Origin of the sequence: Octadecabacter temperatus (assembly GCF_001187845.1) — a bacterium.
Taxonomy (GTDB): Bacteria; Pseudomonadota; Alphaproteobacteria; order Rhodobacterales; family Rhodobacteraceae; genus Octadecabacter; species Octadecabacter temperatus.
The window spans coordinates 671,950-688,387 of the sequence record NZ_CP012160.1; the positions used below are offsets into that span (position 1 = coordinate 671,950).

General features: G+C 54.9%; 15 protein-coding genes. 9 read left to right on the plus strand and 6 right to left on the minus strand.

What is annotated here, in order from left to right; translation table 11 throughout:
* Positions 1-13 precede the first annotated feature (13 nt).
* From ybgF to OSB_RS03545, 8 genes are all read left to right on the plus strand, one after another.
* Positions 14-829 carry a tol-pal system protein YbgF gene (gene ybgF, locus OSB_RS03510; protein ID WP_049833686.1) on the plus strand — a complete coding sequence of 272 codons (816 nt, stop codon included), beginning with the start codon at positions 14-16 and terminating at the stop codon, positions 827-829.
* The gene (tilS, locus tag OSB_RS03515; RefSeq protein WP_049833687.1) at positions 822-2,090 is read left to right on the plus strand and encodes a tRNA lysidine(34) synthetase TilS; all 1,269 of its coding nucleotides are present in this window, start codon (positions 822-824) and stop codon (positions 2,088-2,090) included. Before ybgF ends, tilS begins: the two co-directional genes overlap by 8 nt.
* Before the next feature lie 86 nt (positions 2,091-2,176).
* Positions 2,177-4,087: an ATP-dependent zinc metalloprotease FtsH gene (ftsH, locus tag OSB_RS03520; RefSeq protein WP_049833688.1), complete on the plus strand. Its 1,911-nt coding sequence runs from the start codon at positions 2,177-2,179 to the stop codon at positions 4,085-4,087.
* Positions 4,088-4,843 carry a methyltransferase domain-containing protein gene (locus OSB_RS03525; protein WP_049833689.1) on the plus strand — a complete coding sequence of 252 codons (756 nt, stop codon included), beginning with the start codon at positions 4,088-4,090 and terminating at the stop codon, positions 4,841-4,843.
* Positions 4,844-4,932: 89 nt separating this feature from the next.
* Entirely contained in the window at positions 4,933-5,514 is a 582-nt protein-coding gene (locus OSB_RS03530) for an MOSC domain-containing protein (RefSeq protein WP_049833690.1), read from the plus strand.
* A gap of 228 nt (positions 5,515-5,742) precedes the next feature.
* Positions 5,743-7,419 carry a formate--tetrahydrofolate ligase gene (locus OSB_RS03535; protein ID WP_049836026.1) on the plus strand — a complete coding sequence of 559 codons (1,677 nt, stop codon included), beginning with the start codon at positions 5,743-5,745 and terminating at the stop codon, positions 7,417-7,419.
* A 99-nt stretch (positions 7,420-7,518) separates the two neighbouring features.
* Positions 7,519-8,418: a bifunctional methylenetetrahydrofolate dehydrogenase/methenyltetrahydrofolate cyclohydrolase FolD gene (gene folD, locus OSB_RS03540; RefSeq protein ID WP_049833691.1), complete on the plus strand. Its 900-nt coding sequence runs from the start codon at positions 7,519-7,521 to the stop codon at positions 8,416-8,418.
* 122 nt (positions 8,419-8,540) lie between these two features.
* Entirely contained in the window at positions 8,541-9,278 is a 738-nt protein-coding gene (locus OSB_RS03545) for a LytTR family DNA-binding domain-containing protein (protein WP_049833692.1), read from the plus strand.
* A 138-nt stretch (positions 9,279-9,416) separates the two neighbouring features.
* On the opposite strand, the gene OSB_RS03550 is transcribed toward OSB_RS03545, so the two are convergent.
* The gene (locus OSB_RS03550) at positions 9,417-10,727 is read right to left on the minus strand and encodes an ATPase (RefSeq protein WP_049833693.1); all 1,311 of its coding nucleotides are present in this window, start codon (positions 10,725-10,727) and stop codon (positions 9,417-9,419) included.
* Positions 10,728-10,896: 169 nt separating this feature from the next.
* Here OSB_RS03550 and OSB_RS03555 point away from each other — a divergent pair, with 169 nt between their 5' ends.
* Entirely contained in the window at positions 10,897-12,513 is a 1,617-nt protein-coding gene (locus OSB_RS03555) for a hypothetical protein (protein ID WP_143831186.1), read from the plus strand.
* Here OSB_RS03555 and OSB_RS03560 read toward each other — a convergent pair whose 3' ends face one another.
* Genes OSB_RS03560 through OSB_RS03580 form a run of 5 tightly spaced genes read right to left on the minus strand, consistent with a single transcriptional unit; the run spans position 12,514 to position 16,430 of the window.
* A complete protein-coding gene (locus OSB_RS03560) occupies positions 12,514-13,020 on the minus strand; it encodes a prepilin peptidase (RefSeq protein WP_049833695.1) in 507 nt (168 codons plus the stop codon).
* Between the two features lie 2 nt (positions 13,021-13,022).
* Positions 13,023-13,880: a tetratricopeptide repeat protein gene (locus OSB_RS03565; RefSeq protein WP_049833696.1), complete on the minus strand. Its 858-nt coding sequence runs from the start codon at positions 13,878-13,880 to the stop codon at positions 13,023-13,025.
* A gap of 29 nt (positions 13,881-13,909) precedes the next feature.
* Entirely contained in the window at positions 13,910-14,470 is a 561-nt protein-coding gene (locus OSB_RS03570; protein WP_049833697.1) for a tetratricopeptide repeat protein, read from the minus strand.
* An 8-nt stretch (positions 14,471-14,478) separates the two neighbouring features.
* A complete protein-coding gene (locus OSB_RS03575; RefSeq protein WP_049833698.1) occupies positions 14,479-15,456 on the minus strand; it encodes a type II secretion system F family protein in 978 nt (325 codons plus the stop codon).
* A gap of 5 nt (positions 15,457-15,461) precedes the next feature.
* Positions 15,462-16,430, minus strand: coding sequence for a type II secretion system F family protein (locus OSB_RS03580; RefSeq protein ID WP_049833699.1), 969 nt, complete (start codon positions 16,428-16,430; stop codon positions 15,462-15,464).
* Between the last annotated feature and the right edge of the window lie 8 nt (positions 16,431-16,438).

Genomic DNA, 16,438 nt, shown 5'->3' on the forward strand with positions numbered 1-16,438 from the left:
TCTGGGGGAAGACATGTTTCGCACTTTTGCACTTATTCTAGCGATGGCCGTCCCTGCAGGGGCGGCTTTTGCACAAGATCAAACACTCGCTGATATTCGCACTGAGTTGTCGTCGCTTTATGGTGATGTGACCGCGCTGCGCAGCGAGCTTGTGGCCTCTGGTCAGGCTGGGCAGGGCGCGACTGGATCGACGCCGCTGGATCGTTTGAACTCGATCGAGGCAGAGCTGACACGTCTGACATCCAAGACCGAAGAACTCGAATTCCGTATCACGCGCATCACGCGTGATGGCACCAACCGCATTGGCGACCTTGAATTCCGTCTGTGCGAATTGGAAGCGGGCTGCGATATTGGCACCCTTGGTGACACGCCGTCCCTTGGTGGTGTTGATGTTGAGCCAACGGCCCCTGCAGTTGAAACCGTACCTAATTCTGGCCCGTCGCTTGCGATTGGCGAACAGGAAGACTTCACGCGGGCGCAGGAGGCGCTCGCCTCTGGTGACTTTCGCAGCGCCGTTGACCTCCTTGCGACCTTCAATGAGAGCTATCCGGGCAGCCCTGTAGCGGCCGATGCGCATTTCCTGCGCGGTCAAGCGTTTGAGCAATTGGGCGAGACAACCAATGCAGCGCGCGCCTATTTGGCGGCGTTCAGCGGCAACCCTGAAGGGTCAGTTGCACCTGCCGCGTTGACCAAGCTCGGCAAGTCGCTTGCGGCATTGGGGCAGCAGCAAGATGCCTGCGTCACTTTGGGCGAAGTCGCGACGCGCTTTCCGGGTACGCCGGAAGTTGGTGAAGCCGCACAGGCGATGGCGACACTCGGCTGTGGCTGAGGCCGATCTGTCTGCTGTTGCGCAGGCGATTGCCGATTTTTGCCACCACTATCATGACCGTTCGAATTATTCCGTAGCTGTCGCCGTTTCCGGTGGCAGTGATAGTGTTGCGCTTTTGCTTGGCGCTGTTGAGCTTGCTGCGACACAAGGTGCGACGGTGCATGGGGTTACAGTTGATCATGGGTTAAGGCCCGAGGCCGCGGCTGAGGCGCAGTGGGTCGCGGAGCTATGCAAAAAACATGGCGCACTTCACACCACATTGACGGTTCCGAATTTGACGAAGGGGACAGGGCTACAGGCCCGCGCACGGGATGCACGCTACGCTGCCCTGATCGAATGGGCGCGCACGCAAAAGAACCTTCCGGTATTGCTGGGTCATACGCAGAATGATGTGGCTGAGACGTTCCTGATGCGGATCGCACGCGGTTCTGGCACGGCCGGGCTGGCTGAAATGCGACCGGATTTCAAACGAGATGGCATTCAATTCTCGAGACCACTGACCAAGTTTGAGCGTGAAGACTTACGAACGTGGCTGGGCGAGTTGGGGCAGGATTGGATCGATGACCCTAGCAACGATGATGACACCTATGACCGCGTGAAAATCCGCAAGTTGTTACCGCAACTGGCGCAGGCCGGTCTGAGCGTTGAGAAGTTATCTGCAGCCGCTGGTCATATTCGAGACGCGCAAACCGCGTTGGAAGACGACACCTCAGAAATTTTGCGCCGTGCGGTGACGATTGATAATGGCGACGCGCTGGTCGATCTCACAAAATTGCCCGGACCCGCGTTTGAACGGCGCAGGCGGGTGATCATGGCGTTGCTACGCTGGGTTGGGGGGAAAGCCTATGACCCGCGTGGAAAGGAACAATGGCGTTTATTGCAAATCCTTGGCTCTAATGAGGGGCCAAAGAACGTGACGCGCACGTTGTCGGGCGTGATGATGCGTCGCGATGATGCGCCTGTGGTCCGGTTTTCACGGGAATACGCGGTGGTCAGCGAGTTACAAACGCGCAGCGATGAGGTTTGGGATCGGTGGGCCATCGACGGTCCGCATGCGCCTAATCTATGCATTCGCGCGCTTGGTGAGTCTCTTAAAGACGTGCCCGATTGGCGCGATGTTGGTCTGCCACGCAGCAGTCTAATGGCATCCCCTGCGGTCTTTGACGGTGAAACGCTCATTTCTGCGCCTGTTGCAGGGCTACAGAACGGATTTAACGCGCGCATTGTCGCGGATTTCGAGTCTTTCCTGCTTTCCCGTTGAACTCGGCTTTTTAGCCTCTATCTTATGGACGTGGCCCCCAAATCTGTGGTTTGAGGGCCAAAAGCTTTTCAAAGGAGTCTCGCGCTTTGGGCAACGCACGTAATCTGGCCTTCTGGGTCGTTCTTTTCGTTCTGGTCATTTCTCTGTTCAACCTGTTCGGGCAAGGGCAGGGTACGCAAGCCAACAACGAGAAGATGTATTCCGAATTTGTGCAGTCTGTTGAGGCTGGCGCAGTGGCGGAAGCCAATATCGACGGCGAAACCATCCGCTACCGCGGTTCCGACAACCGCACCTATTTCGCAATTCTGCCGGAAGACGCCGAAGTGACGAACCTGTTGATCGAAAACGGTGTTCCACTGACCGCTGAATCCCAAGAGCAATCTGGCCTGACGACATTCCTTGTCGGCCTGTTGCCGTTCCTGTTGCTGATCGGTGTGTGGATCTACTTCATGAACCGCATGCAGGGTGGTGGCAAAGGTGGCGCGATGGGCTTTGGGAAATCCAAGGCCAAGATGCTGACCGAAAAAGAAGGCCGTGTGACGTTTGATGATGTTGCGGGCATTGATGAAGCCAAGGAAGAGCTGGAAGAGATCGTTGAGTTCTTGCGCAATCCGCAGAAGTTCAGCCGCCTTGGTGGTAAAATTCCAAAAGGCGCGCTGCTTGTTGGCCCTCCGGGTACGGGTAAAACACTGCTGGCACGCGCGATTGCGGGTGAGGCGGGTGTACCGTTCTTCACGATCTCCGGTTCCGACTTTGTTGAAATGTTCGTTGGTGTTGGTGCATCCCGAGTGCGCGACATGTTCGAGCAGGCCAAAAAGAACGCGCCGTGCATTATCTTTATCGATGAGATCGATGCGGTGGGTCGTGCTCGTGGTGTTGGGATGGGCGGCGGCAACGACGAACGTGAGCAAACATTGAACCAGCTTTTGGTTGAGATGGATGGCTTTGAATCCAATGAGGGCGTGATCATTCTGGCCGCGACCAACCGTAAAGACGTGTTGGACCCAGCGTTGCTGCGTCCGGGTCGTTTTGACCGGAACGTGACTGTGGGCAACCCAGACATCAAAGGCCGTGAGAAGATCCTCGGAGTGCATGCGCGTAAAGTGCCGCTTGGTCCTGACGTTGATCTGCGCATTATTGCACGTGGCTCCCCTGGATTTTCCGGTGCGGACCTTGCGAACCTTGTGAACGAGGCTGCGCTGACGGCAGCACGTGTCGGGCGACGGTTTGTTGCAATGGCTGATTTCGAATCCGCCAAAGACAAGATCATGATGGGGGCCGAGCGCCGCTCTATGATCATGACGGACGCGCAAAAAGAAATGACGGCTTACCATGAGGCTGGCCATGCGGTTGTCGGTATTACGCTGCCGAAATGTGACCCCGTCTATAAGGCGACGATCATTCCGCGCGGTGGTGCCTTGGGCATGGTGATGAGCTTGCCTGAAATGGACCGTCTGAATATGTTCCGCGATGAGTGCCATCAGCGACTTGCGATGACGATGGCTGGTAAAGCCGCCGAAGTGATCAAATACGGTGAAGACCAAGTGTCCAACGGCCCAGCCGGTGACATCCAGCAGGCCAGCCAGTTGGCCCGTGCAATGATCATGCGTTGGGGCATGTCCGACAAAGTCGGGAACATCGACTACGCTGAAGCCCATGAAGGGTATCAGGGGAACACTGCTGGGTTCTCGGTTTCGGCCGATACTAAGGGTGTCATTGAAGATGAGGTTAAAGCGTTCATCGACCAAGGCTTCCAGAAGGCGATGGAAATCCTGACGGAGAAGAACGAAGAGTTCGAACGTCTGGGCCAAGGCCTGTTGGAATACGAAACACTGACCGGTGCTGAGATTAAGCGCGTCATGGCGGGTGAAACGCTGAACCGCGACGATGAAGACGATGGTTTGGATATTCCGCCAACGTCTGGCAGTTCGGCGACGGCGGTTCCAAAGACCAAGCCGCGCAAGCCCAAAGGCGACTTAAATCCAGAGACCACTTAATTGGTCGCTGAGAACAAAAACGACTGGGACCCCGTAAGCTACGCCAGCTTTCGGGGTCTTCGTTTGCGCCCTGCATTGGATTTGCTGGCGCAGGTTGGGGCATTGCCAGATGGGGACGTTATCGACCTTGGGTGTGGGGACGGGGCTGTTGGCCCAGCTCTGCGCCAGCGCTTTGCAGGACGCAGGTTGATTGGCGTAGACGCATCAGCGTCAATGTTGGCTAAGGCGCAAGGTTATGACGCTCTTGTGCAAGCAGATGTGGCGACTTGGGCGCCAGAAACGCCGCCAGCGCTGATCTTTTCTAATGCTTGTCTGAATTGGCTTTCAGACCACCCAGCATTGTTGAATCATCTAATTGGGAAGTTGGTCCCCGGCGGGGCTCTCGCCGTGCAAATGCCACGCCAATACGCGGCCCCCAGCCACGCTTTGATACGAAAAGTTGCCGGCGTACATGACTTCACGCCACCCGTTTCAGAACCGCAGGTTTATATGCGCCTGCTTCAGGGTGCCGGAGAGGTCAGCGTTTGGGAAAGCGAATACCTGCAATCCCTTGCGTCGGTGGATCACGGGCACCCCGTGCGGCATTTCACGCAAAGTACGGTGATGCGTCCCTATGTCGAGAACCTATCGCAGGACGCCGAAGCAGCCTTTCTTACCGCGTATGACGAGGCGCTAGAGGACGCTTACCCGAAAGAAAATGACGGCAGCGTGTTGTTTGCGTTCAACCGGCTGTTTTTCGTTTTGCGCAAAGGCTGACATATCCAATCTGGTGAAACGTCATGTCACAAGAAGTGGGTTGAGGGTCGCGAGGCCCTGCGCCATTTTCACGAACAAAGGAGACCGACATGCCTGCATTGATGCCGACCCATTACACTGCTGAAATCGTCTGGTTAGGATCGGTCATGACGGATGACCGCGACGAGCTGATGTCACCGCAACGCGCGACACTTGATTTGACGTTTGAAGGTGTCGCGGGAGCGTTTCATGCAGGTGTAACGCGGGCGTCCTGTAGCCGCGTGAAATCACAATACGCCAAAGGCACCCCGATCAAGAACGAACGCCAATTGAGCATCGTCAGCCAAGAAGAGATCGACCAGATCGCGGCTGAAATGGGCGTCGATACGTTGGACCCACGCCGCTTGGGTGCGACCATGGTTGTTAAGGGCATTCCTGATTTCAGCCACGTACCACCGTCCTCGCGTTTGCAAGCGCCAAGCGGGGCCACGGTGACGGTTGATATGGAGAACCGCCCTTGCCAGTTCCCTGCGAAATCCTTGGTCGTGGATCATGGTGATGCGGCGAAGGGGTTCAAACCAGCCGCCAAGAACCTGCGCGGGGTTTGTGCATGGGTTGCTTCGGAAGGGCGCGTGGCGGTCGGTGATACGCTGACCCTTCATATTCCAGATCAGCCTGTTTGGGCGCCTTAAACCGCCGCACTGGGTTCACGTCAATCACGTCTTGTGAAAAAAATGCTAAAAATTTCACGAGAACGATTGTCGGATCAAAAAAATTCATTGATACATTCGCATGCGGTGTTCCTTTTGGACGATTCCGGAGTGGGAAATGTCGCAATCACGTCCTGAGTTCTGGCAGGGCCGTGATTAGTGTGGACCACAATTGATTCAGACGCAGTCGCGCCTAACTTGGAGAAGACAATGGGTTACAAGACCGACATCGAGATCGCACGCGAAGCGAACAAGAAACCGATCCAAGAGATTGGTGCGAAACTGGGCATCAGCAGCGACGATCTGCTGCCTTATGGCCACGACAAAGCAAAGGTGAGCCAATCGTTCATCAATGGCGTTCAAAAAAACAAGAACGGCAAGCTGATCTTGGTGACTGCGATCAACCCGACGCCCGCTGGTGAAGGTAAAACAACAACAACGGTTGGTTTGGGTGACGGTCTGAACCGCATCGGTAAGAAGGCCGCTGTTTGTATCCGCGAAGCATCCCTCGGGCCGAACTTTGGCATGAAGGGTGGGGCCGCTGGTGGTGGTTACGCGCAGATCGTTCCGATGGAGGATATGAACCTGCACTTCACAGGCGATTTCCATGCGATCACGTCTGCGCACAGCCTGTTGTCCGCGATGATCGACAACCATATTTACTGGGGTAATGCGCTGGAAATCGACATCCGCCGCGTTGTTTGGCGCCGTGTTGTTGACATGAACGACCGTGCGTTGCGCCAGATAACAGCCTCCCTTGGTGGCGTCGCTAACGGTTTCCCTCGTGAAGCCGGTTTTGACATCACAGTGGCATCCGAAGTCATGGCGATCTTGTGCTTGGCGAAAGATCTGAAGGACCTTGAAAAGCGCTTGGGTGACATGATTGTGGCGTACCGCCGTGACCGCTCGCCCGTGTTTGCACGCGACATTAAGGCCGATGGGGCGATGACAGTGCTGTTGAAGGACGCAATGCAGCCGAACCTTGTGCAGACGCTGGAAAACAACCCTGCGTTCGTTCATGGCGGCCCGTTTGCCAACATCGCGCACGGTTGTAACTCAGTTATTGCGACGACGACTGCGTTGAAGATTGCGGATTACGTTGTGACCGAGGCTGGCTTCGGGGCTGACTTGGGTGCTGAGAAATTCATGAACATCAAATGCCGCAAAGCAGGTCTAAGCCCTGACTGCGTGGTACTGGTAGCGACAGTGCGCGCGATGAAGATGAACGGTGGCGTCGCAAAGGGTGATCTTGGCGCGGAGAACGTTGATGCGGTGAATGAAGGTTGCGCAAACCTTGGCCGTCACATTGGGAACCTAAAGTCTTTTGGCGTTCCTGTTATCGTTGCGATCAACCACTTCGTCACGGATACGGACGCCGAAGTGCAGGCGGTTAAGGACTATGTGGCAACACAAGGGTCCGAAGCGATCCTGTCCCAACATTGGGAGCATGGGTCCAAAGGGTCCGAAGCATTGGCAACACGTGTGGCAGAAATTGCCGACAGTGGCGTCAGCCAGTTCGCGCCGCTTTACCGTGACGAGATGCCATTGGCTGAAAAGATCCAAACAATCGCGAAACGCATCTACCGCGCCGACGAAGCGCTGATGGATCAGAAGATCCGCGATCAGTTGAAGCTGTGGGAAGATCAAGGTTATGGCAATTTGCCAGTTTGTATGGCGAAGACGCAGTACTCTTTTTCGACCGATCCGACTTTGCGTGGCGCGCCAACAGGGCATTCCGTGCCTGTGCGTGAAGTGCGCCTGTCTGCAGGTGCCGGCTTTATCGTCGCTGTCTGCGGTGAGATTATGACGATGCCTGGTTTGCCACGTGTTCCATCCGCTGAGAACATTCATCTAAATGATGATGGCCAAATCGAAGGATTGTTCTAAAACAACGGGCGGGACGTCGCTGTTTGGCATTCGCCAAAGACGCCCCGCCCACCCTCCCGTTTCGGGAGCGACATTATGATCAGAGTTTGAGGATTAGCGATGACAGCGACAGTGATTGACGGAAAAGCCTTTGCAGCCAAGGTGCGTGGCCAAGTGGCCGAGCATGTGGCGAAGTTGAAGGAAGAGCACGGCATCACGCCTGGTCTTGCTGTTGTGTTGGTCGGTGAAGATCCTGCAAGCGAAGTTTACGTCGCGGCTAAACATCGCCAGACAGTCGAAGTCGGGATGGCGTCGTTCGAACATAAACTACCAGCGGATGTTTCCGAGGACGCCTTGTTTGAAGTTATCGACAAATTGAATGCGGACCCGAAGGTGCACGGCATCTTATGCCAATTCCCTGTTCCCGACCATTTGAGTGAACGTCGCGTTGTGGCACGCATTGACCCGAACAAAGATGTCGACGGGCTGAGCGTTGCAAATGCAGGTCTTTTGGCAAGCGGTGAAACGGGCCTTGTGTCGTGTACGCCACTTGGATGTTTGATGTTATTGCGTGATCAGTTGGGCAACATGTCAGGTATGAACGCCGTTGTCGTTGGTCGTTCCAATCTGTTTGGTAAACCTATGGCGCAACTGCTTTTGCAGGAAAATTGCACAGTCACGATCGCACATTCACGCACCAAAGATTTAGCCGAAGTATGTGGCCGCGCTGATATTCTGGTGGCGGCTGTAGGGCGCGCGGAAATGGTGCAGGGCGATTGGGTGAAACCAGGCGCCACGGTTATCGACGTTGGCATCACGCGCATTCCGCACCCTGAAAAGCCGGGTAAGTCAAAACTCTTGGGTGACGTTGAATTTGGGTCTGCATCAAACGTTGCGGCTGCGATCACACCTGTACCAGGTGGTGTTGGTCCGATGACGATCGCATGTCTGTTGGCGAACACCCTGACGGCCTGTTGCCGATCCAATGGCTTGCCAGAACCCGAAGGTCTTACAGCCTAGGACTTTCGCTCTGGTTTCAACCGTGTAAGCTCCGCAACCAGAGAGTATCGATTCCTATCGATGCGGGTTTCCGGGGAGAAAACGTGCGATTTTGGTTTGCCACCGGACTTGGTTATAAGTCCATGGTCAAGGAAGTTGTGTCGCCGACACTTTGGATGTGTTGGGCGCTCACATCTGTTGTCGTCGCTTTGGCAGGACCTTTCGGTACATTTGACTCACGTACGTTTCTTTGGCGGCTGGCATATTGGAGCGTTCTGATCGCCGCAGCCATCGTAATCGCCATATTTTTCAGGGCTGTTTGGCGGCACGTCTTCAAGGGTAGGTCTGAAACCTATGAGGATATTGCCGTCGCTGTTTCGCTGTCGATCGTCTTCGCCCCTATGATTGCGTTCTTGAATTGGATCGTTGGCGGGCCTGACGCTTATCTTGTGATGGATGTCTGGTCTGGAATGGTTTGCGTGCTAGCGATCGCCGCTGGAATAATTACATTTCGCCGTGTTGTTCGTGAGTCCGTTGCTTTTCCAAAAGCTGCTCCGGCCCGTGACCGCCTGCTGGACCGTCTATCGATCGATAAATCTGCACGTGTGGCGAGGGTCTACTCGGACAACCATCACGTTCGCGTGATAATGTCGGACGGCTCCCAACATCGATTGTTGATGCGATTGCGTGATGCCGTTGTAGAAATCGACGTTGAGCCAGGGCATTGGATTCATCGTTCGCATTGGGTTTCGGAAGCTGCGATTTCGTGCGTCAAACAAGCTGACGGGCGTGATGTTGTTGAGCTCCCTTGTGGCAATGTCATTCCGATTGGCCCTAAGTATCGCCCTAATCTCGTCGAGGCAGGTTTACTTACTGCTTAAGACATGACGCCAACGGAACTGGCGCGACCTTTAGCTCGACGCGTTACGTGCCACTAAGATCAATCTTCTATTGTTCCGTAAACCTCAGGGAGTTCGCAGGAGGGGAGATTGGTCCCCCTCCGCCGCCCTTCGCAGGTTTTAGTGGACGATCTTCTCTTCTTTCACGAACATGTTTGCCCATGCACGATCAATCAGATCTGGGGTCATTTGGTATGGGATACCCTCAAACTCACAGATTGAAATCATCTGATCGATCAGGAAAATCGGCTGATAGTTCGCGTAGATATTGTCGATCGTCGGGTATTTCTTTTGCAAGAGATGCACCAAAGCTTTCTCATCCAACGGCATCTTTTTCTTACGCGCCATCATCGCGAAGATCTTTAAGAAACCTTCTTGGTCCGGACCGTCGATCTTAATCTTAAAGAAGATACGACGCAGGGCCGCTTTATCGAAGATCTCGTTCGGGTGGAAGTTGGTCGAGAAAATGACGAGCGTATCGAATGGAACTTCGAACTTTTCACCGGACTGCAACGCGAGAATATCGCGGTTTTCTTCCAGTGGAACAATCCAACGGTTGACGATGGCCTGTGGCGGTTCCGCTTGGCGTCCAAGGTCATCGATGATGAAGATACCGCCAGACGATTTCAGCTGCAGCGGCGCCTGATAGGTCCGCGCGGTCGGGTTGTAGACAAGGTCCAACATGGTTGTGGTCAATTCACCACCGGTCACAACAGTCGGGCGTTCGCATTTCACATAGCGGGTATCGTACCGCCCGGATGTGCGGCGCAATGAGTTCGGGTCGTCCACGTCTTCTTCGGCGGCCGAGTGCACAATCGGGTCATATACGGTGATGACCTGACCAGAATATTCAATGGCACGTGGGATGTAGATTTTATCGCCAAGAGCGTCGCGAATACCGTTTGAAATCGCGGACTTACCGTTACCGGGGGGGCCGTACATCAGAATAGATCGACCGGCGCCAACGGCTGGCCCAAGTTGGTCCAGCAGGTCAGGTGGCAAAATCAGATGGCCCATCGCGTTGATCAGCTGGTCACGGGTGACTTGGATGTTGCGGATGGACTGGCGTTCAACTTGCTCGCGATAAACTTCAAGCGGGACAGGCATTGAGCCGAAGTATTCAGACTGTGCCAGAGCATCCAACGCACGTGCTTTCCCCGCATCCGTGAGCTGATAGCCCATTTCATTGCCGTTGTTCGCGTTTAGCGTACCGGTGGCTTCGCACAGGTTTTGTTCGCGAATACCGTCGACCAATTGCTGGGTGACGTTGTTTGGCAGGCAGATCACTTTGGCAATCGCGCTGACGTTTTCAAGGTTGGTGCGAAACATCGTCTTTATAAGGATGTCGCGCATCATCACTGGAGAAAGCGACATTGCTTCAAGGGTCTTGGGCGCGGGTGGCGCCATGACGTTGGAGGTTTGCATATTCATCTCTGTCTGCCCGTATTTCGCGCTTCAAAAAAGTGAAAGCACGTTGTTTCTGTGGCCTTTTCGCCCATTTGCACAGCAAGACAGCCGCACAAAGGGAAAGGTTTGCAATGACGGTGTGCCTGACTATTGTGTCGAAAAAAGGGACAAAACCGTTCCAGAGGCAGGCAAAATGACAAATTCTAAGACAATTGTGGTGACTATATTCCTATTCGCTGTCCTTGCGGCGATGGGTGCGGCGGCAGTCCTGAAGGGCGGCCTTTATATCGGCCGTCACGAGGGCGACACGATGCATTTGATGCAGATCGTGTTCCGCATGGCGGACGGGCAGGTCCCACATCTGGACTTCATGACGCCCATTGGCGCGTTGGCGTTCTGGCCGATTGCGATGCTTGTAAGCGCGGGATTGGGCATCGGAATGGCGGTGCTTTGGTCGCAAGTCATTATGGCGGCCTTGTTTTTTCCTGCGATCATTTGGGTCGTGCGCACGCGGTTTACACCTGTGGTTGGCGCGATGTTTGGCCTGTTTGTATTGGTTTTGCTGCTGGCATTGGTTCACGGGGAATCCCAACGTTCAATCTCGATGTCGATGCATTATAATCGATTGGCGTGGGCGGCGGCGTTCATTGCGATTGTGACCGCCCTTATCCCCCCAAAGCAGGGGCGTGGCACGGTTGATGGTGTGATTGTCGGCGCGATGATCTGCGTGATGGTCATGATCAAGATGACCTATTTTGTATCTTTTGCCGCCCCGATTTTGCTGGCTTTGTTTCTGACAGGCCAAAAGCGGGCGGTGCTTGTCGGCTTGATCACAGGGCTTGTGATTGCTGGTGCGATTACGGCGTTTACAGGGCTCGAATTCTGGTTCGCATATGCGCAAGATTTGCTGACGGTTGCGGGGTCTGAAGTGCGCTCTGCACCGGGCGAGAAGCTTTCGGCGGTGATGGGTGCACCTGCCTATATTGGTGGATCATTGGCGGTGGTTGCAGGGGTGATTTTCCTGCGCCAAGCCGAGGTCGAGACCGGCGGGTTGGTGCTTTTGCTGCTTATTCCGGGGTTCTTCTATGTGACGTATCAGAATTTCGGGAATGATCCGCAGTGGCTGTTGTTGCTGGCGGTTCTGCTGTTGGCACTGCGCGAAGACGTGGGCGATGTGGTGAACGGTTGGGGTTGGAATATGCGTGACGCGATTGGTGTTGTGGCTGTGGCCGCTCTCGCGCTGACGGCGCCGTCCTTCTTTAACCTCGCCTATAGCCCGTTTCGTCACATGAACGTGGTTGAGGCTGACTATGCGCCGATCATGTCGCGTGGTGGTATCCACCGTGACCTACAAGGGCTTGATCTGCGGGTGAACCGCGTGGACGCTCGGGTCGCGATGGACGGTGTTGTGGCGGGGCTGGCCCCCTATGAGAAACGCGACGAACAACCGACGTTCATGGGTGAAACGATCCCCAATTGTACGGTTGAGCTGGGCCTTCCGATCATCATGGAAACGATGGTACGCGACTTGGAAGATGCGGGGCTTGCCGATGGTCGCTCGTTGTTTGCGGCCGATTTGTTCTCAAGCCACTGGTTGTTTGGTGATCTGGAGCCAATGGAAAACGGCGCGCCGTGGTACTACGGTGGCCTTCCTGGGATTGAGGACGCGGATTACCTGTTGGTGCCGCTGTGCCCCGTTGCACAGGATTTGCAGGCGCTCATCCTCACTGCGTTCGAGGAACGTGAGGAAAAGATCGAAGCGACGGAAATTCGCCGTACCGAGCTTTATATTCTCTATGAACTCGGTTGATCAGAAGAGCGGGATCGCAAGGTAAACGATCAAGACCGCTCCCATTGGGAAGCCCATCGGGAAGCGCTTCTTTTGGGCCCAGCTATCCCAATCTGGGACCATGTTGCGCACCGCTGGAATGGATCGGGCGATGCGATGGATCGCAAGACCCGCCGCCATACCGGCCCCAAGCAGCATAAGTACAAATCCTGTGTCATCTAGCGCCACAAAAGGGGCCGCAGATGCCAGAAATTTACTATCGCCTGCGCCCATCGCGCCAATCGCGTTGGCAAGTATCGCAACTATAAGAACGACCCCGAAGTGTGCGTAACGCCACAAATAATCGCTAAACGGCATCACCCAGTAGCCCACCACCACAAACACGATCGCAAGCGCGTCGGTGGACCATGTGGGGATCTTCATCGCCCGCAGATCGTTCCACGCAACATAGATGCACAGGGGTGCGACGAAGATCAGGAACGCAATGGATTGCGTAACCGTGACCGAGACTTCAGGAAATGCGAACACGTTTAGTTCGTCACGTTATCTTCGAGCGCACGGAGCGAGCGAACGGCCGCTTCAAAGTGCTGAGGATGCGTGTCGATCGCTTCACGAAGCAGCCCGCGACCAATGGTCAGATCGTTCTGCTTGATCGCCGTAAGCGCCAACGTATGGAGCAACTGCGCACGTTCAACTTGAGACATCTGAATAACCGGTAGATCGTAGTTGCGCTGCGCTCCGCGTGCCAGAACAAGGTTGTTCTTGGCGGTAAATAGGTCGGAGTCATTGCGCAGGGCGTCCGTGAACAGACGTTCCGCACCGGAATAATCACCACGCGTTAGCTTAGAGAAGCCCCAGTTGTTGAGGACGCCAGCAGGGGAGGTCGTAAGACCAGCCGCTGTTTCATAGAAGCTGTCCGCGTTGTCCCATTCTTCGTTGCTGTCCGCGACCATCGCTTCAAGGCGGTAGCGCTTGTACGTCTCGTGGGTCGGCGGAATTTGGTCGAGAACTTCTTCCGCTGCGGTCCAGTCGTTGGTGCGGATCAAGGCATCTGCAAGGTCGATGCGGTCATCAAGGGTCGAGTCTTCATGCTCAACCACAGATTTCCATGCCGCCGCTGCTTCAGCGGGGCGACGGGCGCGGATCAAGGACTTACCGAGGCCACGCATCAAATCGATACGACCCGGGTCGTTGGTCGATGCGCGCAAAAAGTAGTTCACGGCCTCGTTCGGGTCCGCGACGGTCAACATCACATCATTAAGGTTGGTTTCGTCGACAACATTCACGTCTTGCAACGCGCGTTCGACTTGTGCTTCGCCAGATTGATCGCACGCGGCCAATGCCAACGTACCCATCAGGGCTGCGGAAATAACGATAGGGTGGCGCATGTTTGTTGCGTCCTTTTACTGCTCTGCCTCTACAGTGTCGACAGGAGCAGCACGTCGCCGGTGCCCCGCCGCACCAATTGGAACGGTTCGTTCTCTTGCTGAGTAGTATTAAACGGATTTTCCAAATTTGCGAGCGCCAAGCGCAGGTTGTCCCGAATTTCGTCGGAATTGCCGTTATCCGTGGCAAATGCGCGACGAAAAACTTGCGCTGCTTCACTGATTTTGCCGCGTTCCATCAAAATGACGCCCAAATTGTTCCATGCAGGGGGGAAGGCAGGGTCTTCGTCTACGGCGCGGCGCAATAGGCTTTCGGCTTGGTTCAGGCGCCCGAGCTTAAGGTTGGCAGAGCCAAGCGCAGATAGGGTATCAACATTTAAGCCTTGTTGACCGGCAGCGCGGGTATAGGCGCGCAGGGCTAAATCGTATTCGCCGGCTGCCATCAAACGATGCCCGACCTCAAGACCATCAATGCTGGAATTGCCCGAAACACCGGGGGCGAAGACCCGATCACCCTCAGTTGGCGCAAAAGCGCCCTCACCACAGCCGGCGAGGACGCTTATTGCGATTAGGATAGCTACAAGTCTACGCATTTGAGCCTTTAGAAGTTGGCGGTACTCAGTGTTACGTAGATGTTATAGATGGACGGCCCGATGAGGATGATAAGAAGCGGCGGAACCGTGAACATCATCGTCGCGAGTGTCATTTTTGTCGGTAGCGTGTTGGCCTTTTCTTCGGCGCGCATCACCCGTTTGTCCCGCATTTCCGCAGAGAACACGCGCAGGGCTTCGGCGATGGATGTACCGAACTGCGTTGACTGGATCAGAACGGTCACGAAGGACGCAATATCAGCCACGCCTGTGCGTTCCGAGAAATCACGCAGAACTTGGGTTTTATCCTTACCGGCTTTCATTTCGTTGCTGACGGTTTCGTATTCTTCGGCCAACGCAGGGAAGCCTGACTTCAGCTCATGGGACACACGGATAATGGATTGGTCGAGGGACTGACCCGCTTCAACACAGACCAACATCATATCCAGAGAGTCTGGAAAGCCGTTAACCATTTCTTCTTGGCGTTCCTTCTGGCGCTTACCAACCCACCATTTCGGAAGGTAGTAACCGGCCATACCTGGCCCAAGGATCGACAGGATCGTGTTCTTGGTCGAGGGATCACCAGTGGAAGACTTGTAGACTGCATAGGCTACGCCGAGCAAAAGCAGAGTAATACCAAGAGCGAACTGCGCGAAGTGGTAGCTTTTTACGGCGGACTTCGTGCGGTAACCTGCTTGGATCAGCTTAAGTCGGATCGCGGAATATTCTTCCTCGTCCTGTGGTTCCAGAAAGCTGGAGTATTTATCAAGCTTGTCCGTACCCTGACTGGCGCGCAGCTTTTCAGGGCTGTTCTTGGAACTCGCGTTCGCGGAGGCCTTCAACCTGTCCAGTGGATCGTCCTGCTTTTGAAGCAATGCTGGAAGAACCAACAAGATCAGCAAAACGCCCAGCATCAGGACGGCCATAAGGGGGCCGAATGGACCGAGCATCTCAGTCAGTTTGGCGTTGATGGTGTCTAAGAAAGCCATGTCAGTTACACCTTAATGTTCACGAGACGACGCATGACGAATACGTTCGTTGCCAAGAAACCGGCGACAACCAGACATGCTGGAATGAATGCGGATGTTTCTTTTACGGCGTCATAGTAGTTCGGTTGAAGCAGGTTGATCATGACCAGCGCGCCCAGCGGGAACACGGACAGGAACATGCCAGACCATTTGGCTTCAGCGGTAATCGCTTTCACGCGGCGGAACAGTTTGAAACGCGCGCGGATAACCTGGCTTAGACCGTGCAGAATTTCAGCCAAGTTACCACCAGCGGTTTGCTGAATGGTCACGGCCACCGCAAGGAAACGCATATCCTGCATGTCGATACGTTCGGCCATTTGCTTAAGGGTCTCGCCCATGTCACGACCGTAGGCCGCTTCATCAGAGATCACGCCCATTTCAGTTCCAAGTGGATCCGGAACTTCACGCGCAACAATCGCAACCGCAGAGCTGAAAGGGTGACCCACACGAAGGGAACGCACCATCAGTTCAACCGCGTCAGGCAGCTGTTCTTCGATCATGGCGATACGCTTTTTGGCTTTGCCGTTAACCCAGAAGAAGATACCGCCAACACCCATCGCAACAGAAACAGCCGCGCGGATTGGCAGGGACGTGGCCGTACCAACGGTTAGGCCCATAAATGCTACACCGCACAGCACCACCATCAACATCATCAGCTGGGCAGGGGTGAAGGCGATGTTGGCTTTCTGCGCTTTGGACGCCAGCAATGAGTACAAAGGAATGTTCTTTGAACTCATGTGTTGGCTCATCTCCTTGCGGAGCTGGTCCAGAACTTCCTCGCGGTTGCCACCTTTTTCCAACAGATCAAGGCGACGGTTCACCTTGTTGTTGAAGTTGATGCTCTTGCCGAAGGCAACGAGGTAGATGCCGTTCACCAATACGATACAGGCCACAAAGATCAGGCCATAGATAATTGGTTCTGCTGAAATGGTCATTTTTTCAG

Excerpts from the sequence above, each read along its gene's own strand:
- ybgF (WP_049833686.1), top strand. The coding sequence starts at position 14 with ATGTTTCGCACTTTTGCACTTATTCTAGCGATGGCCGTCCCTGCAGGG.
- OSB_RS03530 (WP_049833690.1), top strand. The coding sequence starts at position 4,933 with ATGCCTGCATTGATGCCGACCCATTACACTGCTGAAATCGTCTGGTTA.
- OSB_RS03535 (WP_049836026.1), top strand. The coding sequence starts at position 5,743 with ATGGGTTACAAGACCGACATCGAGATCGCACGCGAAGCGAACAAGAAA.
- folD (WP_049833691.1), top strand. The coding sequence starts at position 7,519 with ATGACAGCGACAGTGATTGACGGAAAAGCCTTTGCAGCCAAGGTGCGT.
- OSB_RS03545 (WP_049833692.1), top strand. The coding sequence starts at position 8,541 with ATGGTCAAGGAAGTTGTGTCGCCGACACTTTGGATGTGTTGGGCGCTC.
- OSB_RS03550 (WP_049833693.1), bottom strand. The coding sequence starts at position 10,727 with ATGAATATGCAAACCTCCAACGTCATGGCGCCACCCGCGCCCAAGACC.
- OSB_RS03555 (WP_143831186.1), top strand. The coding sequence starts at position 10,897 with ATGACAAATTCTAAGACAATTGTGGTGACTATATTCCTATTCGCTGTC.
- OSB_RS03565 (WP_049833696.1), bottom strand. The coding sequence starts at position 13,880 with ATGCGCCACCCTATCGTTATTTCCGCAGCCCTGATGGGTACGTTGGCA.
- OSB_RS03570 (WP_049833697.1), bottom strand. The coding sequence starts at position 14,470 with ATGCGTAGACTTGTAGCTATCCTAATCGCAATAAGCGTCCTCGCCGGC.
- OSB_RS03575 (WP_049833698.1), bottom strand. The coding sequence starts at position 15,456 with ATGGCTTTCTTAGACACCATCAACGCCAAACTGACTGAGATGCTCGGT.
- OSB_RS03580 (WP_049833699.1), bottom strand. The coding sequence starts at position 16,430 with ATGACCATTTCAGCAGAACCAATTATCTATGGCCTGATCTTTGTGGCC.